This window comes from Cupriavidus basilensis, from assembly GCF_000876015.1.
In the GTDB taxonomy this organism is placed as follows: Bacteria; Pseudomonadota; Gammaproteobacteria; order Burkholderiales; family Burkholderiaceae; genus Cupriavidus; species Cupriavidus basilensis_B.
Map to the genome: position 1 here is coordinate 196,883 of NZ_BBQM01000012.1, position 23,899 is coordinate 220,781.

Consider the following 23,899-nt stretch of genomic DNA (forward strand, 5'->3'; position numbering starts at 1 on the left):
GGCATCCGTGCAAGGCATGGCGGAGACGGGCGCGCTGGAAGGCGCGATCGGCCGCGCGCAGGACGCGCTGCTGGCGGCCCAGCGGCCGGACGGCCACTGGGTGTTCGAGCTGGAAGCCGACGCCACCATCCCGGCCGAGTACGTCCTGCTGGTGCACTACCTCGGCGAGAGCGTCGACACCGTGCTGGAAGCCCGCATCGCGCGCTATCTGCGCCGCATCCAGAATGCCGACGGCGGCTGGCCGCTGTTCCACCAGGGCGCCTCGGACATCAGCGCGAGCGTGAAGGCGTATTTCGCGCTGAAGATGATCGGCGACGATCCCGAGTCCGAGCACATGCGGCGCGCGCGCGCGTCCATCCACGCGCAGGGCGGCGCCGAGGGCAGCAACGTCTTTACCCGCACGTTGCTGGCGCTGTACGGCGTGATGCCGTGGCAGGCGGTGCCGATGATGCCCGTGGAGATCATGCTGCTGCCGCTGTGGTTCCCGTTCCACCTGTCCAAGGTGGCGTACTGGGCGCGCACGGTGGTGGTGCCGCTGCTGGTGCTCAACAGCCTGCGCCCGCAGGCGCGCAACCCGCGCGGCGTGGGCATCGACGAGCTGTTCGCGCGCCCGTGCCAGGCCGCGCGCCTGCCGCCCAAGGCGCCGCACCAGAGCCGCGCCTGGTTCAGCTTCTTCCGCGTGGTCGATGCCGGCCTGCGCGTGGCCGAGCCGCTGTTCCCGCGCGGCCTGCGCAAGCGCGCGATCGCCCGCGCCGAGCGCTTCGTGCGCGAGCGCCTGAACGGCGAGGACGGCCTGGGCGCCATCTTCCCGGCGATGGCCAATGCCGTGATGATGTTCGACGTGCTCGGCGTGCCGAAGACCGACCCGGACGTGGCGGTGGCGCGCGCCTCGGTCGAGAAGCTGCTGGTGGTGCATGGCGACGAAGCCTATTGCCAGCCGTGCCTGTCGCCGGTGTGGGACACCTCGCTGGCCAGCCACGCGCTGCTCGAGGCCGGCGGCGCGCGCGCCGAAGCGGCCGCCGAGCGCGGCCTGCAATGGCTGCTGCCGCTGCAGGTGCTGGACGTGCGCGGCGACTGGATCGTGCGGCGCCCGCAGGTGCGTCCCGGCGGCTGGGCCTTCCAGTACGCCAACCCGCATTACCCGGACGTGGACGACACCGCCGTGGTGGCGATGGCGATGGACCGCGCCGCGCGCGTGGGCGCCGGCGCGCCGGCCGTGACCGCGGCCAGCCATCGCGAGCGCTATGGCCAGGCCGTGGCGCGCGCGCGCGAGTGGGTCGAGGGCATGCAGAGCAGCAACGGCGGCTGGGGCGCCTTCGAGCCCGAGAACACGCACGAGTACCTCAACAACATCCCGTTCGCCGACCACGGCGCGCTGCTCGACCCGCCCACCGCCGACGTCTCGGCGCGCTGCCTGTCGATGCTGGCGCAGCTCGGCGAGTCCGCCTCCAGCAGCGACGCCTTCCGGCGCGCGCTGCGCTACCTGCTCGACGAGCAGATGCCGGACGGCAGCTGGTACGGCCGCTGGGGCATGAACTACATCTACGGCACGTGGAGCGCGCTGTGCGCGCTGAACGCCGCCGGCATGGGCCCGGAAGCGCCGGAAATGCGCCGCGCCGCCGAATGGCTGGTCTCGATCCAGAACGCCGACGGCGGCTGGGGCGAGGACGGCAGCAGCTACCGCCTCGACTACCAGGGCTACGAGCCCGCGCCGAGCGTGGCCTCGCAGACCGCGTGGGCGGTGCTGGCGCTGATGGCGGCCGGCGCGGTCGAGCATCCGGCGGTGGCGCGCGGCATCGACTACCTGGTGAGCACGCAGCAGGCCGACGGCCTGTGGCATGAAGCGCGTTTCACCGCGGTGGGCTTCCCGCGCGTGTTCTACCTGCGCTACCACGGCTACGCGCGTTTCTTCCCGCTGTGGGCGCTGGCGCGTTTCCGCAATCTGCGCCGCGCCGGCACGCAGGCGGTGGCGTGGGGGATGTAGGCAGGGCAGCGGCCGCGCCGGCGCCGCGCCGCGCCGGCCCCACGCTGGTGGTGGCCGGCATGCGCTTCGAGGCCCGCATCGCCGCGGGCCCCGGCATCGAGACCCTCTACGGCCTGCGCGCCGAAGCGCTCGCGCAGGCCCTGCGCGAGCGCCTGGCGCGGCCCTGCGCCGGCGTCATCAGCTTCGGCGTGGCGGGCGGGCTGGCGCCCGCGCTGCTGCCCGGCAAGGTGATCGTCGCCACCGGCATCCACGATGGCGCCAGCTTCTGGCCGGCCGATGCCGGCTGGCTGCGCGCGCTCTCCCGCGCGCTTCCCGACGCGGCCGCCGGCACGCTGGCCGGCGGCGACGACCCCGTCACCGCCGTGGCCGCCAAGGCCGCGCTGCACGCCGCCACCGGCGCGCTGGCGGCCGACATGGAATCCCACATCGCGGCACGCATCGCGCACGCGCATGGCGTGCCTTTCGCCGCCTGCCGCGTGGTGGTGGACCCGGCCGCGCGCGAAGTCCCGCCCGCCGCCGTCGCCGGCATGGGCGCGGACGGCGGCACCGACATCGTTGCCGTGCTGAAGTCGCTGCTGGCCGCGCCCGGCCAGTTGCCGGACCTGCTCAGGCTGGCGCGCGACGCGAAACTGGCCCGGCTCGGGCTGGAGGCCGCGCGCCGCCGGGCGGGCGCGGGATTCGGGCTGATCTGATTCGGGGCTGGCCTGGGCCTGCCTGGCGTTTCGCCGGGCCGCGCCCGGCGCCTGATCCGGACCCGAACGGGTGCCGGCACGCGCATGCCGCCTGCGGGGCGCTCGCGGCGCCCCGCCGGCGTCCTTCCTATTCCTATTCCTTCTTGCCGTCCCCTTCGGGGGCTTTCTCCGCGCCGCCGGCCGGCGGCGGCACCGGCTCGGCCGTGGCGTCGGCAGGCGCGGCGGATGTGGCGGATGTGGCGGGCGCGGTAGCCGGCGTGCCGGGCGCGGCCGGGGCGGCGTCCGCCGGCGCCTCGTCGTCGTCATACTGCGGCAGCTTGCCGCCACCGCCGTCGATCAGGTACTGGCGCCGCTGCAGGTAGGCATCGCGCACGAAGCTGTAGCGGTCCAGCGCCGCCAGCGCCAGCAGGTCGGTCGCGCCCAGCGCGTTGGTGCGGGCATCGAGGAAGCCCAGGAAATACATGCCGTAGCGATAGTCCTGGTCGATCCAGGTGGTCGGCGAGATCTGGAGATTCACGTACAGGCCGACGCCGTCGCGGATCGAGCTCGGGCCGAACAGCGGCAGCACCAGGTAGGGGCCCGACGGGATGCCCCACACGCCCAGGGTCAGGCCGAAATCCTGCGAATGCTTGCCCAGGCCGGCCGGCGTGGCGATGTCGATCAGGCCGCCGATGCCCAGCGTCGAATTGATGGCGATGCGCATGAAGCTCTCGGCCGCGTCCACGCCCTTGCCCTGCAGCAGGTTGTTGACGAAATTGCCGACGTCGCCGATGTTCGAGTAGAAATTGGTCACCGCCGTGCGCACCGGCTGCGGCGTGACGGCGCGGTAGCCCTTGGCCAGCGGCGTCGCCACGTATTCGTCGAGCTTGTCGTTGACCGTGAACACGGCGCGGTTGAACGGCTCGATGGGGTCGGCCGGGCTGGCCTGCGGGCCGCTGGCGCAGGCCGTGGCCAGCAGCGCGAGGGACAGCGCGGACAGGAGCCGCGCCAGGCGGCTGGATCGGGAATCGGGGCGGTGGGTCATGGTTGGCGGAGGTTCATTGGGCCAGTTTCTTGGCTGACTTGGCGCGTTCGCGCGGCTTGCCCATCAGGATCGGCTGGAAGAAGACGGCGCCGGCCAGCGTGCACACCAGCGCCAGCGCCAGCAGCTTGCCCATGCTGGCGGTGCCGGGATGCTGGGACAGCCACAGGCTGCCGAAGGCGGTGGCGGTGGTGGCCGCGCTGAACAGCACGGCGTGGGTCAGCGGCGACTGCAGCAGGTGCGTCTTGCCCTGGCGCCACGCCAGCACGTAGTAGATCTTGAACGCCACGCCGATGCCGAACAGCAGCGGCAGGGCGATCACGTTGGCGAAGTTGAGCGGGATGCCGAACACCGCGCACAGCTCCAGCGTCAGCAGCGCCGACACCAGCAGCGGCACCAGCGTGCGCAGCACGTCGCCCACGCGGCGCAGCGTGATCCACAGCAGCAGCGTGATCGACAGCACGGCCCACACGCCGGCGTGGGCGAAGGCGGTCATGATGGTGTCGGCCGAGCCGCGGATCGAGATCGGGCCGCCCACGGCGCCCGGCGCGACGCGCTGCACGGCGTCGATGAAGCGCTTGAGCGCGGCGTCGCGCAGCTCGCTGTCGCGGCTGGAGGCGTCGGCGTCGCCGGGCTTGGCCGCGGCGGGCAGTTTGGGGCTGACGCTGATCAGCGCCTGGCCGTCCGGAGCCACCCAGTCGCGCGCCAGCGCGGGCGGCAGCGCGGCCTGCGTGATCGGCTGCGGCGACAGCATGCGCTGCAGGCGCGCCAGCGCCAGGCGCAGCGGCAGCGCGATGGCCTGCTCGGCGCGGTCGCGCGTGGCGGCATCGGCGGCGGCGAGCTTGCGCAGCGAGGCGGCCAGGTGCGCCGCTTCCGCCGCGCCCGGGCCGGGATGGTCCTCGGCGGCCAGCGCGAGCTGGCGCGCGGCGTTCTTGAGCGAGTTGACGCGGCGCTCGTCGTTGGCCGGCGTGGCCACGGCCTGCGTCAGCACCGGCAGCAGGCTGGTGGCGGCGTCGGCGATCAGTTCGAGCCTGGCCGGCTGGTCGTCGGGGATGAAGGTCTGCAGCGTGACCACGCGCGCCACTTCCGGCAGCGCGGCGAGGCGGTCGGCGGTGGCCCGCGCGGCGTCCAGCGACGGCGCCAGCACGTTGACGTTGTCGGTGCCGGCCTGGGGCGCGTCCTTGAGCGAGAGCAGCGTGGCCATCGATTCGGAATGCGGGTCCTTCAGGTGCAGCGGATCGAAGTCGAAGCGCAGGTGCAGCAGCAGCGGCAGGCCGGCGAGGATCACGCCGAGCGTGGCGATCAGCACCTGGGTGCGGTAGCGCTCGAAGAAGGCATCGGCCGGCGCCAGCCACTTGAAGCCCGGCACGTCGACGCGGCCGGTCTCGTCCTTCGGGCGCATCACGGTGATCAGCGCCGGCAGCAGCGTGATGGTGGTGCTGAATGCCACCAGCATGCCCACGCCGGCGATCTTGCCCAGCTCCGCCACGCCGCGGTAGTCGGTCGGCAGGAAGCAGAAGAAGGCGGCCGCGGTGGCCGTGGAGGCCAGCGCGAGCGGCACGCCGACCGCCTTGGCGGTGCTGGCGAGCGCGTCGGGAATGTGCGGGTACGTGTGGCGCTCGGCACGGTAGCGCACGCCGAACTGGATGCCGAAGTCCACCCCCAGGCCGACGAACAGCACGGCGAAGGCGACCGAGATCATGTTGAGCGCGCCCACCATCGCCAGGCCCAGCGCGGCGGTGATGGCCAGGCCCGCCAGCAGGCTGGCCAGCACGGCCAGGATCAGCCGCTTGGAGCGCAGCGCCAGCCACAGGATCAGGATCACGACCACCAGCGTGAGCATGCCGTTTACTGCCGCGCCTTGCTTGACCGAGGCGAACTCGTCGTCGGCCAGGGCCTGCGAGCCGGTCAGGTGCACGCTGGCGCCGTAGCGCTCGTCGAGGCCGAGCTTGAGCGCGGCGGTGCGGATGGCCTCGGCGGCACCGGCGCCGGCCTGGAGGTCGGCGTAGTCCAGCACCGGGCTGAGGGCGACGAAGGACATCGCCTCCGCGCCGGGCGCCGGCTGCTGGCTGGCGTCCACCAGCCCGGTCCAGGACAGCGCGCCCGGCTTGCCGGCCAGCGCCTGGTCGACGGCGGCCGCGCTGCTGCCGAGCAGCCTGGTCATGTCGGCGAGCTTGACCTGGCCCAGTTGCAGCGGCAGCGACAGCGTGGTGGTGAGGGTGTCGGACAGGCCGCGCAGGGTCGGGTCGTGCGCCAGCGCGTTGAGCAGCGGGCGCGCCTGCTTGAGCTGCGAGGTCACGTCGCGCAGCTTGGCGGTGTCGACGAAGAGCAGGCCGTTGCGTTCGAAGAAATCGCCGCCGCCGGGCTGGCTGACGGCGCGAAAGCGCGCGGTGTCCTGCGCCAGCGCGCCGGCCAGCTCGTCGGCGGCGGCATCGGCCAGCTCGGGCGCCGGCGCGCGCACCACCGCCAGGATCATCTGGTCGCGCTGCGGGAAGGCGGCGCTGACCGCGGCATCGCGCTTGGCCCACGGCTGGTCCGACTCCAGCAGGCGGCTGATGTCGGTGTTGATGGCGAAATGCAGGGCGACATAGATGCCGCTGGCGATGGTCAGCAACAGCGCAAGCGCGATCACGGGCCACGCGCGGCGGGTGGAGAACTTGACGATGCGAATGACCGACGACGTCATCATGGGCGTTTTGGGGGCCTGTGTGGGGGCCTGAGTGATGCGCCGGGGAGGGCGCGGTAAAAAAAGGTGCGGCCGCTGGCATGACCGCGGCCGCGGCCGGCGCGGCTCGCGCTGCGGCGCGCGGCGCCGGGCAGCGCGCAAGGTAGCGCGCAAAGCAGCGCCGCGGCACAAAGCGGCAGCCGCGAGTATAACGGGCTGGCGCGGCAAGGCGCTCCGGCGGCGGGCCGCGCGGCGACACGATGGCGGCCGCGGCGGGGCGCGGCACGCCTGCGCATGGGTACGCTATACTGCCCCGTCACGCGCGCGCCGGCGGGCGGCGGCCGGAAACAGGCTGCCGCCGGGTGCGCCGCGGCGCGCTTTTCATCCTGCTTTCCATCCGGCTTTCCCGGCGGCTCCGCCGGCGAGTGCCGGCAGCGGCCCGGCAGCGGCCCGGCTGGCTTTTTCAGGTCTAAATTCGCATGAAGACACACGGTATTGCTTTCCAGGTCCTGGTCCCGCTCGCGGCGGTGGCGATGGTGTCCGCCGCGCAGGCGCAGTCGGTGGACCGGTCCTCGCCGGACCGCCTGGTGCGCGCGGCGGTCGAGGGCGTGATCGGCACGATCCAGTCCACCCCCGACACGCGCAACGGCGACCTGGCCAAGATCACGGCCGTGGTCGAGCGCCAGTTCCTGCCCTATGCCGATTTCGAGCGCACCACCCGGCTGGCGGTGGGCAGCGCCTGGCGCAATGCCTCGCCCGAGCAGCAGAAGCAGCTCTACGAACAGTTCCAGACCCTGCTGGTGCGCAGCTACGCGGTGTCGCTGTCGCAATTGCGCGAGCAGAAGGTGAAGTTCACCTACAAGCCGGTTCTCGCGGCGGCCGGGGCCAACGACGTGGTGGTGGAGACGCGCGTGCTGAACAACGGCGACGAGATGCAGATCGACTACCGCCTGCAGCGCAGCGGCAATGGCTGGAAGATCTATGACATCAACATGATGGGGGCGTGGCTGATCGAGGTGTACCGCCGCCAGTTCGCCGACATCGTCGCGCGCAACGGCATCGACGGCCTGCTCAAGTACCTGGCCAGCCACAACGCGCGCCAGACCGCGGACGCCTGAGCGCCGCGCGGCAGGCGCACGGAGGTACGCAAGGTACCTCCGGCATGGCGCCCCCATCGGCAGGGGCGCCCGTCGCTCAGTGTCCCGCCGCCGCGGCCTTGCGGGCGGCAGCGTCGTTGGCGGCCTTGGCCTTGGAACGGCCGATTTCCTCGAGCTTGATCTCGACGTGCTTCGAGAACACGTAGTCGGCCGGGCGCTGCTTGTCCAGCGGGATGTCCGGCGCCATCGGGCCCGAGGTGCGCACGCCGCGCAGGGACACGCCCAGCGCCTTGAGCGGATGGGCGATGGTATCGGCCACGGCGGTGGCTTCGAAGCCGCTGTGCACCATGCAGTCGGCGCACTTTTCGTAGTTGCCGGTGCCGTAGGCGTCCCAGTCGGTGGTGTCCATCAGTTCCTTGAAGGTCTTCACGTAGCCTTCGCCGACCAGGTAGCACGGACGCTGCCAGCCGAACACCGTGCGCGCCGGGTTGCCCCAAGGCGTGCAGTGGTAGGTCTGGTTGCCGGCCAGGAAGTCCAGGAACAGCGTGGACTGGCTGAAGGCCCAGTTCTTGCCGTTGCGGCCGCGCTGCAGGATGTCGCGGAACAGTTGCTTGGTCTTGTTGCGGTTCAGGAAGTGCTGCTGATCCGGCGCGCGCTCGTAGGCATAGCCCGGCGACACGGTGATGCCGTCCACGCCGATGTCCTTGACCGAGTCGAAGAACTTCGCGACCTTTTCCGGCTCGGCGTTGTTGAACAGCGTGCAGTTGATGTTGACGCGGAAGCCGCGCGCCTTGGCCGCGCGGATGGCCGCCACGGCGCGGTCGTAGACGCCTTCCTGGCTGACCGCGTGGTCGTGCATCTCCTGATCGCCGTCGAGGTGGACCGACCACACGAAGTACGGGTTGGGCTCGTACTGGTCCAGCTTCTTTTCCATCAGCAGCGCGTTGGTGCACAGGTAGACGAAGCGCTTGCGGGCGATGATGCCCTTGACGATCTCCGGCATGTCCCTGTGCAGCAGCGGCTCGCCACCGGCGATGGACACCACCGGCGCGCCGCATTCGTCGACGGCGCCCAGGCATTCCGCCACGGACAGGCGCTGGTTCAGGATCTCGTCCGGATAGTCGATCTTGCCGCAGCCGTTGCAGGCCAGGTTGCAGCGGAACAGCGGTTCGAGCATCAGCGCCAGGGGGTAGCGCTTGTTGCCGGAGAGATGTTGCTTGACGACGTAGGCGCCCACGCGGGCGACCTGCAGAAAGGGAATAGCCATTGACTTCCTTCTTGTATTGGGGGCGGCCGGATGATTATCCGGCGGCGGTTTGCGGGTCCGGCTGCGGCACGGCCTCGGGAGTGGCCTTGCCGGCGGCGGTGCGCGGGCGCGCGGGCGGGTCGGCCAGCTCGGCCGGCAGCCGGAATTCGGCGTGCTCCTCGCGGCCGTCCATGGTGGAGACTTCCACCGGACCCAGGCGGCGCAGCGTGGCGATCACGTCCATGACCATCTCCTCGGGGGCGGAGGCGCCGGCGGTGATGCCGACCACTTCGACGCCGCGCACCCACTCCGGGTCCAGCTCGCTGCCGTCGGCGATCAGGTAGCTGGGCACGCCGCTCTCGGTGCCGATCTCGCGCAGCCGGTTGGAGTTGGAGCTGTTGGTGGCGCCGATCACGAGGATCAGCTCCACCTGTTTCGAAAGCTCGCGCACCGCGCTCTGGCGGTTTTGCGTGGCATAGCAGATGTCGCGCGTGTCCGGTCCCACCAGGTTGGGGAAGCGACGGGTCAGCGCGGCAATGATGTTGCGCGTGTCGTCCACGCTCAGCGTGGTCTGCGTCACGTAGGCGACCGGGGTGTCGTCCGGCAGGTCCAGCTTGGCCACCTCGGCCTCGCTCTGCACCAGGATCACCTTGCCGGGGATCTGGCCCATCGTGCCTTCGACTTCCGGATGGCCGGCATGGCCGATCAGGATCACGGTGCGGCCGCTGGCCGCGTACTGGCGACCCTGGGTATGGACCTTGATGACCAGCGGGCAGGTGGCATCGATCGAGTGCAGCTCGCGTGTGCGGGCATCGGCCTCGACGTCCTTGGACACGCCGTGCGCGCTGAAAATGGTGACGGCGCCGCTCGGCACTTCGTCCAGTTCTTCGACGAAGCGCGCGCCCTTGCGCCTCAGTCCTTCCACGACGTGCTTGTTGTGCACGATCTCATGTCGCACGAACACCGGGGCTCCGTGCTTGAGCAGGGCGCGGTCTACAATCTCGATCGCGCGCACTACGCCGGCACAGAAGCCACGGGGTTGAGCAAGAATCACCTGCATAAAAATAGGCCCCCCGACCCAGTCAACGGGTTCAGCATTGGTTGATATTCCGGAATCACTTTCCCGTCATACGGTGGTTACTATATACCCGTGCCGCAACCTTTGCCTGGCACCTGGCATTAGCCAGTAACAATTTGAGGTTTTTTCCGTGAGTAATATGACGTCAGGAGACTATGTCCTGGTAACCGGCGCTTCCGGCTTTCTCGGCTCGGCCGTGGCACGGCAGGCCCTGGCACGGGGTTTCCGGGTGCGCGCGATGGTACGCGCCCAAAGCCCGCGACGCAACCTGGACGGGTTGCCCGTGGAGATCGTGGAAGGCGACATGCGCGACGCGCGCGCGATGGAAGCGGCGCTGCAAGGCGTGCGCTACCTGTTCCACGTGGCGGCCGACTACCGCCTGTGGGCGCCCGATCCCGAGGAAATCGTGCGTACCAACGTGGCCGGCACCGAGGCCGTGATGGGCGCCGCGCAGGCCTGTCGCGTGGAGCGCATCGTCTACACCAGCAGCGTGGCGACCCTGCGTGTCGCCGGCGCAACGGCGCCGGTCAACGAAGACGCGCCGATGAGCGGCCACGAGGCGATCGGCGCCTACAAGCGCAGCAAGGTGCTGGCCGAGCGCGTGGTGGAGGGCATGGTGGCGCGCGACGGGCTGCCGGCGGTGATCGTCAACCCCTCCACGCCGATCGGCCCGCGCGACGTGCGCCCCACGCCGACCGGCCGCATCATCGTCGAGGCGGCCAGCGGCAAGATCCCCGCCTTCGTCGATACCGGCCTCAACCTGGTGCACGTGGACGACGTGGCCGAGGGCCACATGCTGGCGCTCGAGCGCGGCGCGACCGGCGAGCGCTACATCCTGGGCGGCCAGGACGTCACGCTGCAGCAGATGCTGGCCGATCTGGCCGCCATGATCGGGCGCCGCCCGCCCACCATCAAGCTGCCGCGCTGGCCGCTCTATCCGCTGGCCTACGCGGCCGAGGCGGTGGCCCGCGTGACCGGCAAGGAGCCGTTCCTGACCGCCGACGGCCTGTCCATGTCGAAATACCAGATGTTCTTCAGCTCGGACAAGGCGCGGCGCGTGCTCGGCTACCAGTCGCGGCCCTACCAGGAGGCGCTGCGCGAGGCGCTGGAGTGGTTCCGCGCCGCGGGCTACCTGCGTTGAGCCGCGCCGGGGCACGGCCCGGCGCTCGCTCAACCGTGCTTGGCTGCCCTCAGCCGCGCTGGGGCGCCTGCGAGCGGCCCTTCCACTGGCCGCCCTTGCGCAGCCAGTAGCGGCGCGCCGAATCGACCGTGGCGCCCAGGTAGAACAGCGCCGTCAGCGGCAGCAGCGGCGCCAGCCACAGCGGCTGGCGGTACTCGCGCAGCATCGGCGCGTAGGCCACCGACATGGCCGCCCACGCCGCCCAGGCCGGCCACAGGCGCAGCCCGCCGGCCAGCGCCAGCAGCGGCGGCGCGAGGTAGGTCAGCACCATGCCGGCCACCGCGCCGGCCAGCAGCAGCGGCGAATAGTGCAGTTGCGTGTAGGCGCTGCGCGCGATCATGTCCCACAGGCTGCGCCAGTCGTCGTAGGGGCGCACCGAGATGCTGTCGTCGGCCAGGTCCAGGCGGATCGAGCCGCCTTGCTTGATGCACGCGGCCAGGCTGCAGTCGTCGATCAGCTCGCTGCGGATCGCGTGGAAGCCGCCGATGCGCGCCAGCGCCGCGCGCCGCGCCAGCATGCAGCCGCCGGCCGCGGCCGCCACCCGGCTGCGCGGGTCGTTGACGCGCGAGAAGGGATACAGCTTGGCGAAATAGAACACGAAGGCCGGGACGATCATGCGCTCCCACCACGAGGCGCAGCGCAGCCGCACCATCAGCGAGACCAGGTCGCGCTGCTCGTGCTCGGCGCGCGCCACCAGTTGCTTCAGCACGCCGGCGCCGTGATGGATGTCGGCATCGGTCAGCCACACCCAGGCCGCGCCGGGCACCTGCGCGTTGGCCGCTTCCAGGCCCTGCGACTGCGCCCAGACCTTGCCGCTCCAGCCCGCCGGCAGCTCGCGCGCGGTGATCACGGTCAGCGCGTCCGCCTTGCCCAGCGCGGCGGCCGCGGCGCGCGCGTGCTCGGCGGTGCCGTCGGTGCTGTGGTCGTCCACCACCACCAGGTGCAGCCGCGCGGGGTAGTTCTGGCCCAGCGCGCTGGCCACGGCGCCGCCGATCACCGCCGCCTCGTTGCGGGCGGGAATGATGGCGACGACTTCCGGCCAGCGCGCCGGCGCGGGCGACGGCGCGGGCTTGCGCACGCGCCAGAAGCCGCCGCGCGCAGCCAGCAGGACACACCAGATGGCGAGCGGGATCAGGGACAGCAGGAACATCTCAGGAGACTCCGGGGGACAGACAAGGTTGGGTGCGCTCAGCGCAACAGGCGCCGGGCGAGCCGGGCCAGCCTGGGCACGGTCTCGGGGCGCGCGAGGCGGGGATCATATCCCGCCATGCGCCTTTCGTTCTCGCTCAGGCACAGATCGATCATCTCGCGCGCGGTCAGGGTGGTGCCCAGGCCGGCCGAGTTGTTCATGTTCATCGGGAAATTGGCGTCCTTGGCCGAGCCGTCCGCCTCGATGCCGCGCGCGATGCCGATGCGCTCCCGGATCAGGAACAGCCACACGCGCGCCACCTTGAGCAGGTACAGCGGGCGCCGCCACCACGGCAGGCTGCGGCGGTACCAGGCGGCCCAGTTGACGAAGAACAGGATATGCCGGCCTTCCTCCTGGATGACCGGCTCGAAGGTTTCCACCAGTTCGGCGGGGAAATAGCCCGACTTCCTGGCCGCGGCGAACAGGCCGAAGGCGAAGAAGCTGTCGATGCACTCGCTGTAGCCGGTGGCCAGCCAGCCCCATTCCGGGTCGGTCGGCGGCAGGTACTCGGGCTCGGGCGCCAGCGCGATGCCGTAAGCCTCCACCAGCTTCGAGAGCACCACCTTGTGGCGCGCTTCCTCGGCGCCGTCCATCTCCAGCGCGCTGCGCAGCAGCGGGTCGGCCACGGTATCGGCGAACGCCTGCACGCGCACCGACGCGCGGCCTTCGGTCTGCACGGCGATGTCCCAGATCGGCAGCGAGGTCACGCGGCGCAGGGCGTCCGGGTCGAGCCGGGGCCAGTCGATCACGGCGGGTTTGTAGGGGTTGTGCGTCTGCAGCAGCATGTCGCAGAACAGGCGCAGGTGCCGGGCCGAGCCCAGGCGGACCGGCCCGGGCTCGGGGTCGGTCCAGTTGCGCATGGCGTAGTCCGCCTGCTCCACGGCGGTCTTCGCCATGATGGCCGCGGCGGCGGTTGCCCGGGCCTCGGCGCCGGATTCTTCGGTTTTCTCGGTTCTGCTGGGTGCGGCAAGCGCGTCTGACATCCCGGCTCCCCCTGGCAATTGACGATCCGGAGCCATTCTAGCGTGGCCCGGCGGGCTGCGTGTGCGCGGCAGGTATCAGAAGCCCCGGCGCGCCAGCGCCCGCGCGGGCTGCCGGCACGCCGGACCGGGCCGCGCGTCATCCCGTTTCATCCCGCGCGATGCGGGCGAGGTGCCGCCGCGCGGTAATCGCGGTAATCGCGCGGCGGCAATTACGGTAATCGAAACCGGTGTTTGGGATATTTCTCAAGCTGTTTTGCGAAATGGCCTAGTAACCAGCCGCCGCGACTGGTCTCAAATTGCCTTGGGTTTTAGCGGCGCCTTGAACAAAAGCCCAGTTGCGGCGTCGATTTTGATAATCGAAGGACAACGAGGTTGGAGGCAATATGAATCGACTGGACACGGAGGAAACGGGCCGGATCACCATCACGGACCTTGGCCGGCTCACCCAGGTGCTCAAATGCGAGTACGACGCGGTCGTCACCAGCCAGGGCGACGGCTTCTGGCGCGTGCAGTTCCTGCTGGCGGGACACACCTACATGCTCGGGACCGTGCGCGGCAGCATCCGGCGCTGGCGCCAGCTCGACGCCGTGATCGCCTTCCTGCAATCCAACTGCCCCGATAGCAGCCAGGTCCGCCTGCAGATCGGGCCGTGGATGTTCTGCCGGAACTAGCCCGCCGGACGTACCCGGCGGCGGGCGCGTTCCGGTCCGCGCGCGCCCGCCGCCGACAAGAAACACCCCTGCGATTTCTCCGCGGGGCGTGGCCGGATGCCTATGCGAATCTCCCCCACAGCGATCAAGCAGCACTTGTTGCGCGCGAACGGCGCGCTATGCGCGTGCGCCGGCATTGCGCCACGCGCCCGGCGGCATGCCGAAACGCTGCGCGAAGCGGCGCGTGAAGGTGGTCTGGTCGGGAAAGCCGAGCATCAGCGAGATGTCCGCCAGCGCGTGGCCGCGGTCGGCCAGCAGGCGCGTGGCCTGGTCCAGGCGCAGGCGCGTCTGGTAGCGGTGCGGGGTGTCGCCGAACGCTTCCTGGAACAAGGTGTGGAAGCGCCGCACGCTCCAGCCGAAGCGGCCGGCCAGGTCGTCGGCGCGCAGCGGCGCGTCCAGGTGCTGGCGCAGGTAGGCATCGATCTGCGCCACGGGAAACGGCGCGAGCCGGTCGCGCTCCGGCACGTCCAGGCCCAGCGCGAGGTCGCCCGCCAGCGCCGCGGCCAGCCGCCAGTGGTGCTGGCGCGAGCCGCCGCGCCCCGGCTCCGGCGGCATCGCGGCAATGCGGCGCACGCGCTCGGCCCAGCCCGCAGTGACGGCGAAGGCGCGGGGGCGCCCGGTCAGCGCCGCCGGCACGGCGAGCGAGCCGGGCGGCACGTCCAGCACCAGTTGCCGGTTGTCCGCGAGGCCGAGAAAGTCATGGCGCTCGCCGGCGGGCACGATCAGCCCGCTGCCGGGATCGAGCCGGTGCAGGTGGCCGCCGATCTCCAGCTCGCTGGCGCCGTCCAGGCCGAACAGGACCTGGGTGTAGCCGTGCCGGTGCCAGTCCGGCTCCGGCCGGTAGACGCGGGTCTCCACCAGCGGCGCCGGCGGGCCCGCGCGCGCGGCGGGATCATCGCGCGGCGGCATGGCCGGTACGTTGCGGCGGCCGGGCGGGCTGCCCGGTCTGGCAAAGCCACACGCCAAGCCCAGCCACGGCCAGGCCGAGCAGTTGCAGCAGCCCCAGCTTGTCGCCGAACAGCAGCCACGCCTGCAGCGCGGCCAGCGGCGGCGCCAGGAACATCAGGGAGGCGGCGGTGGCGGCCTGCCCGCGCCGGACGATGCGCAGCAGCAGGTAGGTGCCCGCGCCAGACAGCACCAGCGCCGCCCACGCCAGCGCCGACCACAAGGCCAGCCCCGGCTGCCAGTGCGTCTCGCCCAGCAGCCACGCCAGCGCGCCGGCCACCAGCGCGCCGCCGGTGTTCTGCCAGGCGGAACTGGCGCGCAGGTCGGCGGCGGCGATCGAGGTTTTCTGCAGGATGGTGCCCACGGTGATGGAAAGGATGGAAAGCAGGGCCACCAGCAGCACCCACGGCGAAACCGGGTGGGATACGCTGGCCAGCATGGCCGGAGCCACTACCAATATTACGCCCAGCGAGCCCAGCGCGAGGCCGCCCCAGCCCCGCCGCGACGGGAATTCGCCCAGCAGCGGGATGGCCAGCAGCGCCGTCAGCACGGGCTGCAGCGCGCCCAGCAAGGCCATCGCCGCGGGCGGCAGCCCGTGCGCCACGGCCCAGTAGCCGCCGCACAGGTAGCTGCCGTGCAGCAGCGCGCCCGCCAGCAGGTGCTTCGGCACCTCGCGCAGCGCCGGCCAGCGCGCGCCGCCGGCCACCGCCACCAGCGCGAACAGCAGCGCCGCCAGCGCGAAGCGGGCGAGCAGGAACAGGCTCGGCTGCGCCACCGGCACGATGGCGCGGCCGACGATGAAGCCGGTCGACCAGATCAGCACGAAGGCCAGGCTGGGCAGCCCGGCGCGCAGGGAAAGGCGGGAAGAAGGCATGGCATCGGCGCGGCGGGGCGCGGCAAGGACGACGATGCGCGGCAGCATAGTGCGGCGCCGGCCGGCCGTCTTGGCAAATCCGGCAATGCCCGCCGGCTGCGCCGCCGCCGCGCGCGGTTTATAGTTGCCGCTGGATTTCCGCCGGCCATCCGCCTTGCCGTTCTTTTGCGTCCTTTTTCGTCCTTTCCCGTCCTCTCCTACCTTTTCCCGCCCATGTCCCATCCCCTGCTGGAACGCGTTCTCCTGACCAATGACGACGGCATCGACGCCCCCGGGCTGGCCGTGCTCGAAGCCGTGGCCGCCACGCTGGCGCGCGAAGTCTGGGTCGTCGCGCCCGAGCACGACCAGAGCGGCACCTCCCACTCGATCAGCCTGCACGCGCCGCTGCGCTTCAGCCGGCAGGGCGAGCGCCGCTTCGGCGTCGCCGGCACGCCGGGCGACTGCGTCGTCATGGCCGCCCGCCACCTGATGGCCGACGCGCCGCCCACGCTGGTCCTCTCGGGCATCAACCGCGGCGGCAACCTCGGCCTCGAAACCGTGTTCTCCGGCACCGTGGGCGCGGCCATGACCGGCATGCTGCTGGGCATCCCCTCCATCGCGCTGAGCCAGGTCTTCTCCGACCGCGACAACGTGCGCTGGGAAACCGCGCGCGCGCTGGCTCCGGACGTCATCCTCCGCCTGCTCGCCGCCGGCTGGAGCGAGCAGGCCTGCCTCAACGTCAACTTCCCCGACGTCGCGCCCGCGGCCGCCGGCCCGCTCACCGTCACGCGCCAGGGCGCCGGCCTCGTCAAGGACATCGCCGTGCGCGCCCATGTCGACCCGCGCGGCATTCCCTACCACTGGCTGCAGTTCTCGCGCGGCCCGCGGCCCGACGCGCCGGACAGCGAGGCGATGGTGATCGGCCGGGGCGGGGTCTCGGTCACGCCGCTGCGCTTCGAGAGAACGAACGAGGAAGCGGCGCTGGGGCTGGCGGAGCGGCTGGAATAGCCACCGGAGCGGGGGGAGGGGTGACGGTTCCGCGTTGCGCGGGGTCCGGCGCCGTTTGATGATGCGCGGCATCCGTGCCACATCATCAATCTGGCTTTGAATGTACTCCCGCGACGACCTCAAGCTCTTCGTCCGCACCGCCGAGCTTGAAAACCTCTCCGCCGCGGCGCGCGAGCTGGGCCGCACGGCGGCCACCGTGCGCGGGGCGCCATCGTGCTGTTGGGAGCACATTGCGCCCTGCGCACGGGGACGGGCGGTCACGCGGGGCCGCAATATGACCGAATTATTGCGTTGTACGGACATAAAGCTTTCACGAAAGGTGGAGAGAATGCGTCAGCCGCAACAGCTTCAGGCTCGTGGCAGATCGCCTCATCCATCCATAAGACTGAGAACAACCCAGTGAAGAAAGCTCTCCTCGTAATGACCGCCGCGGCCGCAGCCGCAGCGTCGGGCGCCACGTTCGCCCAGACCACCTCGGGCGTGACGCTCTACGGCATCGTCGACGCCGGCGTCGAAGTCATCAACCATACGCCGGCCACCGGCTCGGCCGGCGGCACCGTGACCCGCCTGAATTCCGGCAACCTGTCCGGCTCGCGCTGGGGCGTGCGCGGCGTCGAAGACCTCGGCGGCGGCCTGAAGGGCATCTTCGTGCTGGAAAGCGGCTTCGACATCGACACCGGCCTGTCCGGCCAGGGCAACCGCCTGTTCGGCCGCCAGTCGTATGTCGGCCTGCAGGGCGACTTTGGCGCCGTGACCTTCGGCCGCCAGCAGAACGCGCTGTACGACCTGTTCGGCGCCTATGACCCGATGGGCGTGGGCCCGCGCTACTCGCTCAACAACGTCGACGCGCAGTTCAACGGCCGCGCCGACAACGCCATCAAGTACACCGGCAAGTTCGGCGGCCTGACCGCCACCGGCTTCTACAGCTTCGGCCGCGACGCCACCGTGTCCAACGGCAGCGAAGTGCCGGGCGAGAACAAGGTCGGCCGCAACTATGGCGCGGGCCTGTCGTATGCCGTGGGCGGCCTGTCGATCGGCGGCGCCTACGACCAGTACCAGGGCGCATCGGTCGCGCTGCAGGACCGCAGCGCCAAGCGCGCGGCCCTCGGCGCCGCGTTCGCCTTCGGCGACGCCAAGGTGTTCGCCGGCTACCGCTGGCTGCGTGACGACGGCACCGCCAGCACCACCGCCGCGGTTCAGCGCAGCAACGTGTACTGGACCGGCGCGAGCTACAAGTTCACGCCTGCCTTCCAGCTGACCGGCGCGGCCTACTACACCGACACCAAGAACAGCGGCGGGGATCCGTGGATGTTCGTGCTGTCGGGCGACTACTCGCTGTCCAAGCGCACCGATGCCTACCTGAACATCGGCTACGTGAAGAACAAGGACGGCTCGTCGCTGGGCCTGAACGGCGCCGGCACGGCCCTGGTGGGCGCGAACCAGACCGGCGCCACCATCGGCGTGCGCCACCGCTTCTGACCTGATGCCTGACACCTGACGCGGGGCGGATTCGTCCGCGCCGCGCAGTGACAGCGGGCGTGCCGGGGACGACCCGGCACGCCAAGTCTCATATCGACCTTGCCTGGCGCAGGGATCGTTGGGCCGGTCGGACGACCGGCCTTTTTTCCGTCCGTCATTCCCGTTCCTGCCTGCCCCGTGCCTGCCGCGGTCATTGCTGCCGCGCGGCATCCATCGGCTCGTCCACGAGGCAGCGGGCGAGGGCCGTGCCGCTGCCGTATTCGGTGTCGTGCAGCGTGAGCGCCCCGGACAGGCAGATGAACACGGTCATGCCGGCCAGGGCGGCGAGCAGGCAGAGCGTGAGAAGCGGCAGTCTTCGCATGGCCAATCCTCCGGACGGTTGCGGCATCGGCGCCGGCGTTTCCCGGATGCATCGCATTTCCCGTGCCGGCCGCGCGCGGGGCACAAAGCCGCCTTTGCCGTGCCTCAGGGAGCGCCTGGCGCGGCCGCGCTGTTGGGCGGCGCCAGACAGCCGCGTGCGCCGTGTGCGCGCGCCGCAGACAGGGGCGTGCCGGCCGGCGCGGCTGGCCTCGACGCATGCGGCGGCGCCGGCCGGGTAGTTGCGCCGATTGTCCGAGCCGCGGCTTTCCATTAGGCTGGCCCACTGCTTTCCGATCCCGCCGGCGCCGCAGCGCCGGTCACTGGAGATGCCCGATGCCCGCCGTGCCAAGCCCGCCGCAGACCGCGTCCCGCCGCAATGGCCTGACCTTCGAGCAATGGCGCGAGGCGATCGACACCAGCTTCCTGCCGCTCGCGTATTCGCGCCAGGCCAGCGGCCGCTTTCATTGCAGCTTCAGCTATGCGCGCTTCGGCGCGTGCGCGGTGGCGGACCTGGAGGTCGACGCGCACCGCGTGGCGCGCGAGCCGCGCCACGCGGCGGCGTCGGACGCGGGCTTCTTCAAGATCTTCTGGCAACTGAGCGGGCACAGCCGCGTGGCGCAGCGCAACAACGCGGCCGAGCTGGCCGCGGGCATGTGGTCCATCTACGATACCGCGCAGCCCTACAGCATCGACATGGGCGAGCGCAGCCGCGTGCTGGTGCTGCTGGTGCCGCAGGCGCACGCGTTCGGCTGGCGCCAGGCGGCGGCGAACCTGGGCGGGCAGGCGCTGCCGGGCGAGGGCGCGGCGCGCATCGCGGTGTCGGCGCTGGGCGCGCTGCTGCACGACACCTGCGCGGGCCACCTGCTGGACCATCACGGGCAGGCCGTGCTGCAGGACTCGGTGGTGTCGCTGATGGAGACCGCGCTGCAGGGCGCGCGCGCGGCGCAGCCGGCGGCCGGCGACATGGACGGCGTGGCCGGCGTGGCGGGCGCCGCGGTGGCGCGCCGCCTGGGCGAGGCGCGCATGCGCCGGCTGGCCGAGTTCGTCGATGCCCAGCTGCATGACCCGGAGCTGTGCGCGCAGCGGCTGGCCACCGTGCTCAACGTGTCCCGCCGCACGCTGTACAACCTGTTCCGCGAGGCCGGCCTCACGCCCCACGCCTACATCCTGTCGCGGCGGCTGCGCCAGGCCGCGCGGCGTCTGTCGGGCGAGCCCGGGCGCACCATCACCGAGATCGCCTTCGCGCTCGGCTTTGCCGATGCCGCGCATTTCAGCCGCGTGTTCCACGAGCGTTTCGGCATGAGCCCGTCGCAATGGCGGCAGCGGCATGCGGGCGCGCATATTGCGCTGCCGCACTGATCCGTCTCTCCGGCCGCGGTCCGCTTTCGCCGCGCTTGCACGCATCGGCAAGCTTTGTGCACGGCCAGACAAGCCATGCGCGCGGGGCCGATGCTAACTTCGTTCTCCATGACAAGGCGCAAGCCGACAATGACCGGAGACGAAGATGAATGCACCCAAGGAAGCCCGCGGCGGCCTGGACCAGGCCATCCGCAATGCCATGCTGGTCGACGGCGAGTGGCGCCAGGCCGCGTCCGGCGAGACCTTCGCCGTGTTCGATCCGGCCACCGGCGAGGCCATCGCGCGCGTGCCCTCGGGCGGCGCGGCCGACGTCGATGCGGCCGTGGCCGCCGCCGGGCGCGCGTTTGCCGGCGGCGCCTGGCCCGCCATGACGCCGGCCCAGCGTGAGCGTTTGCTGCTCAGGCTGGCCGACCTCGTGGAGCAGCACGCCGACGAGCTGGCCCGGCTGGAGACGCTCAACAACGGCAAGCTGCTGGCCTTCGCGCAGGGGCTGGAGGTGGCCGGCAGCGTGCAGTGGCTGCGCTACATGGCCGGCTGGGCCACCAAGATCGAAGGCAGCACGTTCGACATCTCGGTGCCGTTCCCGCCGGGCACGCGCTACCGCGCGTCCACGCGGCGCACGCCGGTGGGCGTGGTGGGCGCCATCGTGCCGTGGAATTTCCCGCTGCTGATGGCGGTGTGGAAGATCGCGCCGGCGCTGGCCTGCGGCTGCACGGTGGTGCTCAAGCCGGCCGAGGAAACGCCGCTGACCGCGCTGCGGCTGGCCGAGCTGGCGCTGGAGGCCGGCTTTCCGGCGGGCGTGTTCAACGTGGTGACGGGCGACGGCACGACCGGCGCGGCGCTGGTGGCGCACCCCGGCGTGAACAAGATCACCTTCACCGGCTCCACCGAAGTGGGCCGGCTGATCGGCGCGCGCTGCGGGCAGGACATCCGCCGCGTGTCGCTGGAGCTGGGCGGCAAGAGCCCGGTCATCGTGCTGGAGGACTGCGACCCGGCGCGCGCCATCGAGGGCGCGGCTGGCGCCATCTTCCTCAACCAGGGCCAGGTGTGCACGGCCGGCTCGCGCCTGTACGTGGCGCGCCGCCACTACGAGCAGGTGGTCGAGGGGCTGGGCAAGGTGGCCGATGCCACGGTGCTCGGCGCCGGGCTCGACCCGGCCAGCCAGATGGGTCCGCTGGTGTCGGCGCGCCAGCGCGACAAGGTGATGGGCCTGATCGGCACCGGCCGCAGCGAAGGCGCGCAGATCGTCGCGGGCGGCACCGCGCCCGAGCGTCCCGGTTATTTCGTGCGGCCCACGGTGGTGGCCAACGCGGCGTGCAAGGACCTCACGCTGGTGCGCGAGGAAGTGTTCGGGCCGGTGGTGGTGGCCATGCCGTTCGACGACCCGCAGGCCGTGCTGGCCGAAGCCAACCGCTCGGAATACGGCCTCGGCGCCAGCATCTGGAGCAACGACCTGCGCGCGGTGCAGCGGCTGGTGGACGGGCTCGATGCCGGCACGGTCTGGGTCAACACGCACAACATCGTCGACCCCAACATGCCGTTCGGCGGCTACAAGGCGTCCGGCGTGGGGCGCGAGCACGGCTATTCGGCCATCGAGTCGTACACCGAAATCAAGTCGGTCTGCATGGCCTACTGAGCCGCGCCGGACCCCTCGGGGTAATTCCGGGTATTTAAAAGGTCCGCGTTGCACACATGCTTGGGCCTGCCGCATGCGCCGGCGTGGTGGAGGAGGTCCGCCACGCCGGCCCCGCAGGCGCGGCACCCTCTTGCACCCCCCCGCAGCCCCGCAGAAGAAGCAAAAAACAAAAGAGAGAGGAGACACGATGCGCCACGAATCCACGCGGGTTCCGTCCCGTGCTTTGCCGCGCCGGTTGCGCGCCGCCGCCGCGCTGCTGGCAGCCGCGGCCATGACGGCATCCCTGCCGGCCGCCGCGCAGGGCCGGCCCGCCCCGCGCGCGGCCACGCCCGACCACATCCGCGCCGTCACGCGCAGCGTCGACGGCGCCTTCATCGAGGCCAACGCGGCCAGGACGCCGGACTGGCCCAGCTACGGGCTGGACTATGCCGAGACCCGCTTCAGCCGGCTCGCGCAGATCAACGCCGACAACGTCAAGGACCTCGGGCTGGTCTGGTCCTACAACCTCGAGTCCACGCGCGGGGTCGAGTCCACGCCGCTGGTGGTGGACGGCATCATGTACGTCACCGCCTCGTGGAGCGTGGTGCATGCGGTGGACACGCGCACCGGCAAGCGCCTGTGGACCTTCGACCCCAAGGTCGACCGCGCGCTCGGCTACCGCGGCTGCTGCGACGTGGTCAACCGCGGCGTGGCGCTGTACCAGGGCAAGGTGTTCGTGGCCGCCTACGACGGCCGGCTGATCGCGCTGGACGCCGCCAGCGGCCGCAAGCTGTGGGAGAAGGACACCATCATCGACCGCAAGCATTCGTACACCATCACCGGCGCGCCGCGCGTGTTCAAGGGCAAGGTCATCATCGGCAACGGCGGCGCGGAGTTCGGCGTGCGCGGCTACATCACCGCCTACGACGCCGGCACCGGCGAGCAGAAATGGCGCTGGTTCACCGTGCCCGGCGACCCCGCCAAGCCGTTCGAGGACGAGTCGATGGCCGCGGCGGCCAGGACCTGGGACCCGGCCGGCAAGTGGTGGGAGGCGGGCGGCGGCGGCACCGCGTGGGACACGCTGGCGTTCGACCCCGAGCTCAACCTCATGTACGTGGGCACCGGCAACGGCTCGCCGTGGGCGCGCAGCAAGCGCAGCCCGGCCGGCGGCGACAATCTCTACCTGGCCTCCATCGTCGCGCTCGACCCCGACACCGGCAGATACGTCTGGCACTACCAGGAAACGCCGGGCGACAACTGGGACTACACCTCCACCCAGCAGATGATCCTGGCCGACCTGAACATCGGCGGACAGGCGCGCAAGGTCATCCTGCACGCGCCCAAGAACGGCTTCTTCTTCGTGATCGACCGCACCAACGGCAAGTTCATCTCGGCGCAGAACTTCGTCGACGTGAACTGGGCCAGCGGCTACGACCAGAACGGCAGGCCGGTGGAGATCCCGGCGGCGCGCGAGGGCGACAAGCCCTACGACGCCATCCCCGGCCCCTACGGCGCGCACAACTGGCACCCGATGTCGTTCAACCCGCAGACCGGCCTGGTCTACCTGCCGGCCCAGCACGTGCCGCTGAACCTGATGGACGACAAGAACTGGACCTTCAACGGCGGCCAGCCGGGCCAGCCGCACGGCAACGTGGGCTGGAACACCGCCAAGTTCCTCAACGCCGAGCCGCCCGCGAGCAAGCCCTTCGGCCGCCTGATCGCGTGGGACCCGGTGCAGCAGAAGGCGGTGTGGACCCAGGAACAGGTTTCGCCGTGGAACGGCGGCACGCTGACCACGGCCGGCAACCTGGTGTTCCAGGGCACCGCGGACGGGCGCTTCATCGCCTACCACGCGGCCAGCGGCGCCAAGCTGTGGGAGTCGCCCACCGGCACCGGCGTGATCGCCGCGCCGGTCAGCTACATGGTGGACGGCAGGCAGTACGTGTCCGTCGCGGTGGGCTGGGGCGGCGTGTACGGCCAGGCCCAGCGCGCCACCGACCGGCAGGGGCCGGGCACGGTCTACACCTTCGCGGTGGGCGGCAAGGCGCCGCTGCCGGCGTTCGCGCAGTACCGCGCCGGCCGGCTGCTGTCGGGCGTGAAGTACGACCCGGCCAACGTCGCCGCCGGCACCGCGCTCTATGTCAGCAACTGCGTGCTGTGCCACGGCGTGCCGGGCGTGGACCGCGGCGGCAACATTCCCAACCTGGGCTACCTGGACACCACCTACATCGAGCATCTCGACAAGATCGTCTTCAAGGGGCCGGCGATGGCGCGCGGCATGCCGGACTTCACCGGCAAGCTGAGCAGGGAGGACGTGGAGAAGATCAAGGCGTTCATCCAGGGCACCGCCGACGCGATCCGGCCCAAGTGAGCGCCGGGCGGCCCTGGCAAACCGCGCGTGATCGGGCACAATCGGGCGGCGGTGGCGCAGGATC

19 protein-coding genes are annotated in these 23,899 nt (G+C 71.2%); 10 read left to right on the forward strand and 9 right to left on the reverse strand.

What is annotated here, in order from left to right; translation table 11 throughout:
- Window positions 1–16 precede the first annotated feature (16 nt).
- Both shc and KF708C_RS08695 read left to right on the forward strand, forming a co-directional pair.
- Window positions 17–1,984, forward strand: coding sequence for a squalene--hopene cyclase (gene shc / locus KF708C_RS08690; protein WP_231586445.1), 1,968 nt, complete (start codon window positions 17–19; stop codon window positions 1,982–1,984).
- Window positions 1,972–2,676, forward strand: coding sequence for a phosphorylase (locus tag KF708C_RS08695; protein WP_370552798.1), 705 nt, complete (start codon window positions 1,972–1,974; stop codon window positions 2,674–2,676). The genes shc and KF708C_RS08695 overlap by 13 nt, the downstream gene beginning before the upstream one ends.
- A 133-nt stretch (window positions 2,677–2,809) precedes the next feature.
- Here the strand turns inward: KF708C_RS08695 and KF708C_RS08700 are convergent, their stop codons facing one another.
- Together KF708C_RS08700 and KF708C_RS08705 are read right to left on the reverse strand one after the other, a co-directional pair.
- Window positions 2,810–3,700, reverse strand: coding sequence for an MlaA family lipoprotein (locus KF708C_RS08700; protein WP_059411488.1), 891 nt, complete (start codon window positions 3,698–3,700; stop codon window positions 2,810–2,812).
- A gap of 13 nt (window positions 3,701–3,713) precedes the next feature.
- Window positions 3,714–6,386: an MMPL family transporter gene (locus tag KF708C_RS08705; RefSeq protein ID WP_059411489.1), complete on the reverse strand. Its 2,673-nt coding sequence runs from the start codon at window positions 6,384–6,386 to the stop codon at window positions 3,714–3,716.
- Window positions 6,387–6,841: 455 nt separating this feature from the next.
- Here KF708C_RS08705 and KF708C_RS08710 point away from each other — a divergent pair, with 455 nt between their 5' ends.
- Window positions 6,842–7,480 carry an MlaC/ttg2D family ABC transporter substrate-binding protein gene (locus tag KF708C_RS08710; RefSeq protein ID WP_020202933.1) on the forward strand — a complete coding sequence of 213 codons (639 nt, stop codon included), beginning with the start codon at window positions 6,842–6,844 and terminating at the stop codon, window positions 7,478–7,480.
- 76 nt (window positions 7,481–7,556) lie between these two features.
- On the opposite strand, the gene hpnH is transcribed toward KF708C_RS08710, so the two are convergent.
- Complete coding sequence (gene hpnH, locus KF708C_RS08715; protein WP_059411490.1) at window positions 7,557–8,726, reverse strand: adenosyl-hopene transferase HpnH; 1,170 nt, start codon at window positions 8,724–8,726, stop codon at window positions 7,557–7,559.
- Between the two features lie 34 nt (window positions 8,727–8,760).
- A complete protein-coding gene (gene ispH, locus KF708C_RS08720; protein ID WP_059411491.1) occupies window positions 8,761–9,765 on the reverse strand; it encodes a 4-hydroxy-3-methylbut-2-enyl diphosphate reductase in 1,005 nt (334 codons plus the stop codon).
- 157 nt (window positions 9,766–9,922) lie between these two features.
- Here ispH and hpnA point away from each other — a divergent pair, with 157 nt between their 5' ends.
- The gene (gene hpnA / locus KF708C_RS08725; RefSeq protein ID WP_059411492.1) at window positions 9,923–10,924 is read left to right on the forward strand and encodes a hopanoid-associated sugar epimerase; all 1,002 of its coding nucleotides are present in this window, start codon (window positions 9,923–9,925) and stop codon (window positions 10,922–10,924) included.
- A 49-nt stretch (window positions 10,925–10,973) separates the two neighbouring features.
- Here the strand turns inward: hpnA and KF708C_RS08730 are convergent, their stop codons facing one another.
- The gene (locus KF708C_RS08730) at window positions 10,974–12,113 is read right to left on the reverse strand and encodes a glycosyltransferase (RefSeq protein WP_059411493.1); all 1,140 of its coding nucleotides are present in this window, start codon (window positions 12,111–12,113) and stop codon (window positions 10,974–10,976) included.
- Between the two features lie 38 nt (window positions 12,114–12,151).
- Window positions 12,152–13,048 carry a hypothetical protein gene (locus KF708C_RS08735; RefSeq protein ID WP_059411494.1) on the reverse strand — a complete coding sequence of 299 codons (897 nt, stop codon included), beginning with the start codon at window positions 13,046–13,048 and terminating at the stop codon, window positions 12,152–12,154.
- 470 nt (window positions 13,049–13,518) lie between these two features.
- Between KF708C_RS08735 and KF708C_RS08740 the strand changes: the two genes are divergently transcribed.
- The gene (locus KF708C_RS08740; RefSeq protein WP_020202927.1) at window positions 13,519–13,806 is read left to right on the forward strand and encodes a hypothetical protein; all 288 of its coding nucleotides are present in this window, start codon (window positions 13,519–13,521) and stop codon (window positions 13,804–13,806) included.
- Between the two features lie 156 nt (window positions 13,807–13,962).
- On the opposite strand, the gene KF708C_RS08745 is transcribed toward KF708C_RS08740, so the two are convergent.
- A complete protein-coding gene (locus KF708C_RS08745; protein WP_059411495.1) occupies window positions 13,963–14,754 on the reverse strand; it encodes a helix-turn-helix transcriptional regulator in 792 nt (263 codons plus the stop codon).
- Complete coding sequence (locus tag KF708C_RS08750; protein WP_059411850.1) at window positions 14,738–15,664, reverse strand: DMT family transporter; 927 nt, start codon at window positions 15,662–15,664, stop codon at window positions 14,738–14,740. The genes KF708C_RS08745 and KF708C_RS08750 overlap by 17 nt, the downstream gene beginning before the upstream one ends.
- Before the next feature lie 213 nt (window positions 15,665–15,877).
- Here KF708C_RS08750 and surE point away from each other — a divergent pair, with 213 nt between their 5' ends.
- Window positions 15,878–16,651, forward strand: coding sequence for a 5'/3'-nucleotidase SurE (gene surE, locus KF708C_RS08755; RefSeq protein WP_059411496.1), 774 nt, complete (start codon window positions 15,878–15,880; stop codon window positions 16,649–16,651).
- Window positions 16,652–17,050: 399 nt separating this feature from the next.
- On the forward strand, window positions 17,051–18,130 hold the full coding sequence (locus KF708C_RS08760) for a porin (RefSeq protein ID WP_029043193.1): 1,080 nt from the start codon (window positions 17,051–17,053) through the stop codon (window positions 18,128–18,130).
- A 190-nt stretch (window positions 18,131–18,320) separates the two neighbouring features.
- Here the strand turns inward: KF708C_RS08760 and KF708C_RS36370 are convergent, their stop codons facing one another.
- Window positions 18,321–18,491 (reverse strand): hypothetical protein, encoded by a 171-nt coding sequence (locus KF708C_RS36370; RefSeq protein WP_020201042.1) that lies wholly within the window; start codon window positions 18,489–18,491, stop codon window positions 18,321–18,323.
- Between the two features lie 332 nt (window positions 18,492–18,823).
- Here KF708C_RS36370 and KF708C_RS08765 point away from each other — a divergent pair, with 332 nt between their 5' ends.
- From KF708C_RS08765 to KF708C_RS08775, 3 genes are all read left to right on the forward strand, one after another.
- Complete coding sequence (locus KF708C_RS08765; protein WP_059411497.1) at window positions 18,824–19,849, forward strand: helix-turn-helix domain-containing protein; 1,026 nt, start codon at window positions 18,824–18,826, stop codon at window positions 19,847–19,849.
- Between the two features lie 145 nt (window positions 19,850–19,994).
- Window positions 19,995–21,485 (forward strand): phenylacetaldehyde dehydrogenase StyD, encoded by a 1,491-nt coding sequence (gene styD / locus KF708C_RS08770; RefSeq protein ID WP_020201044.1) that lies wholly within the window; start codon window positions 19,995–19,997, stop codon window positions 21,483–21,485.
- Between the two features lie 187 nt (window positions 21,486–21,672).
- Window positions 21,673–23,835 (forward strand): PQQ-dependent dehydrogenase, methanol/ethanol family, encoded by a 2,163-nt coding sequence (locus KF708C_RS08775; RefSeq protein ID WP_059411498.1) that lies wholly within the window; start codon window positions 21,673–21,675, stop codon window positions 23,833–23,835.
- The last annotated feature ends 64 nt before the right edge of the window (window positions 23,836–23,899 follow it).

What these genes read in the sequence shown, in the direction of transcription:
- shc (WP_231586445.1), top strand. Translation starts at nt 17, where the DNA reads ATGGCGGAGACGGGCGCGCTGGAAGGCGCGATCGGCCGCGCGCAGGAC.
- KF708C_RS08700 (WP_059411488.1), bottom strand. Translation starts at nt 3,700, where the DNA reads ATGACCCACCGCCCCGATTCCCGATCCAGCCGCCTGGCGCGGCTCCTG.
- KF708C_RS08705 (WP_059411489.1), bottom strand. Translation starts at nt 6,386, where the DNA reads ATGATGACGTCGTCGGTCATTCGCATCGTCAAGTTCTCCACCCGCCGC.
- KF708C_RS08710 (WP_020202933.1), top strand. Translation starts at nt 6,842, where the DNA reads ATGAAGACACACGGTATTGCTTTCCAGGTCCTGGTCCCGCTCGCGGCG.
- hpnH (WP_059411490.1), bottom strand. Translation starts at nt 8,726, where the DNA reads ATGGCTATTCCCTTTCTGCAGGTCGCCCGCGTGGGCGCCTACGTCGTC.
- ispH (WP_059411491.1), bottom strand. Translation starts at nt 9,765, where the DNA reads ATGCAGGTGATTCTTGCTCAACCCCGTGGCTTCTGTGCCGGCGTAGTG.
- hpnA (WP_059411492.1), top strand. Translation starts at nt 9,923, where the DNA reads ATGACGTCAGGAGACTATGTCCTGGTAACCGGCGCTTCCGGCTTTCTC.
- KF708C_RS08730 (WP_059411493.1), bottom strand. Translation starts at nt 12,113, where the DNA reads ATGTTCCTGCTGTCCCTGATCCCGCTCGCCATCTGGTGTGTCCTGCTG.
- KF708C_RS08735 (WP_059411494.1), bottom strand. Translation starts at nt 13,048, where the DNA reads ATGGCGAAGACCGCCGTGGAGCAGGCGGACTACGCCATGCGCAACTGG.
- KF708C_RS08740 (WP_020202927.1), top strand. Translation starts at nt 13,519, where the DNA reads ATGAATCGACTGGACACGGAGGAAACGGGCCGGATCACCATCACGGAC.
- KF708C_RS08745 (WP_059411495.1), bottom strand. Translation starts at nt 14,754, where the DNA reads ATGCCGCCGCGCGATGATCCCGCCGCGCGCGCGGGCCCGCCGGCGCCG.
- KF708C_RS08750 (WP_059411850.1), bottom strand. Translation starts at nt 15,664, where the DNA reads ATGCCTTCTTCCCGCCTTTCCCTGCGCGCCGGGCTGCCCAGCCTGGCC.
- surE (WP_059411496.1), top strand. Translation starts at nt 15,878, where the DNA reads ATGTCCCATCCCCTGCTGGAACGCGTTCTCCTGACCAATGACGACGGC.
- KF708C_RS36370 (WP_020201042.1), bottom strand. Translation starts at nt 18,491, where the DNA reads ATGCGAAGACTGCCGCTTCTCACGCTCTGCCTGCTCGCCGCCCTGGCC.
- KF708C_RS08765 (WP_059411497.1), top strand. Translation starts at nt 18,824, where the DNA reads ATGCCCGCCGTGCCAAGCCCGCCGCAGACCGCGTCCCGCCGCAATGGC.
- styD (WP_020201044.1), top strand. Translation starts at nt 19,995, where the DNA reads ATGAATGCACCCAAGGAAGCCCGCGGCGGCCTGGACCAGGCCATCCGC.
- KF708C_RS08775 (WP_059411498.1), top strand. Translation starts at nt 21,673, where the DNA reads ATGCGCCACGAATCCACGCGGGTTCCGTCCCGTGCTTTGCCGCGCCGG.